This window comes from Romboutsia sp. (assembly GCF_035470145.1).
In the GTDB taxonomy this organism is placed as follows: domain Bacteria; phylum Bacillota; class Clostridia; order Peptostreptococcales; family Peptostreptococcaceae; genus Romboutsia_D.
Genome location: NZ_DATIRC010000380.1, coordinates 1 through 1597, shown reverse-complemented (window position 1 = coordinate 1597; position 1597 = coordinate 1). Strand labels below are relative to the sequence as shown.

The 1597-nt window shown below is 30.9% G+C and carries 2 protein-coding genes; both read left to right on the top strand.

Annotation, left to right across the window (positions count from 1 at the left end; translation table 11 throughout):
• The first annotated feature begins 17 nt into the window (after positions 1-17).
• Positions 18-797, top strand: a complete 780-nt coding sequence (locus tag VLM92_RS14900; protein ID WP_325277112.1) for a hypothetical protein — start codon at positions 18-20, stop codon at positions 795-797.
• 197 nt (positions 798-994) lie between these two features.
• Positions 995-1441: a SecDF P1 head subdomain-containing protein gene (locus tag VLM92_RS14895; protein WP_325277111.1), complete on the top strand. Its 447-nt coding sequence runs from the start codon at positions 995-997 to the stop codon at positions 1439-1441.
• Positions 1442-1597 lie beyond the last annotated feature (156 nt).

The following is a 1597-nucleotide window of genomic DNA, read 5'->3' as shown; positions in this document are numbered from 1 at the left end:
TTGATTAAGGAGGAAAAATGAAAGATTTAACATTCATTGAATTTTATATTCTAGTTGTAATATTGTTATGGAGTTTTCTACTAATTGCTACATTATATATTGTAAATACGCGGCGATTGGAAAAGAGGGGGTATAAAGAAGAATACATAAATTTTATTAAGAAGGATACAAAGAAAAGAAATATAGGCATCGCGGTCGTCATGCCGATACTTGGAGGTTTATCAGCATTTATTATTTGGATTTTTACAGGGGAAATAAACAGCTTTCAAAATTTAATTTACATAGCGCTTTTGTGGATAATATTAATTATTCCATTTCCTATCTTAGATTTAAGGCAAACTCAAAAGAATTATAAAAATCTGGCGATTGAGACAAATTCAGAAGTGTTATTTGATTTTAATCACAGAATATTACACTTAATATTTAGACCATATATTGAAATTTTGGCTGCTATTTTAGTCATATCTTACTTCATTTTATTTATAATGCCATTTCATATCGTATTTATACATATTTTCTTATTATGGGCATTATATTCAGTAGGTAGATATTCAAAATACTTAACTGCACCTCAACTTAAGGACGGATATATCTATCTTTATGTATTTATAATGATAAACCAGGCACTGATTATTTTTCATATCTTCAATGAGGTAATATCGAGATCCGGTTGTGAAGAATGTCTCTCCGCGTTAGGATATTCATTGGGTATTATTATTGGAGGTTTACTACTTATAAAATTCATCTACTATATTTTTTCATTCCCTAAATTCAACCTAAGACTAAATCTCCAGTAATTATGAAAACGTTAATAGATCAAATAAACTGTTTACGTTTCTTACAATGTGTAGATAAATGTTATCAGGAAATTGACCAGAAATAATTACAAAATTTATTGTAATTAATAGAACTAAAGAATGAAACTTACTGCATTACAATGGAAGGAATTAACAATTTCAACTAAGACTGATAAATAAAATCAGGAGTGTATGAAATGAAAAGGGTTATTGCACTTATTATTATAGTTACTCTATATGGTTGTAATTCCGCTCAGAAACAGCCCGACAAAATAAAGTTAGAGTTTCGTGTAGCAGAAACGCAGCCTGGCCCGGGATTAAAAGAGATGTCAATGTACAAAACCGGAGATAGATTTTATGTGCATAACAAAATATTACTGACAAATGATGATATTAAATCTGCCCGGTTTACCTTATGGCAAAATCACCCTGGTATTAAATTGAGCATGACCGATTCAGGCAAAGCTAAATGGGCGTGTATTACTGAACAAAATATTGGCAAAAATATAGGAATGATCCTGGATGGGAAACTGGTATGTGCGCCATTAGTTCGGGCAAGAATTGATGTTGGAATTGCAATTATAAATGGATTATTTGCTGAAAAAGAAGCCAGGAGAATTGCCGCAGGTTTGTTGAGTGAATGAACTCCTGGTGTCTTTGATGGGGAAATAATAGGGCTACTGTAACCAAATGATTTATCCCGGATAGTTGGGAATTTTAACATCATGCATTATTAATTTTAAATGAAAGACGGAACACTATTTCATAAAGTTCAATCAAACGAAAATAATTTTATTGAG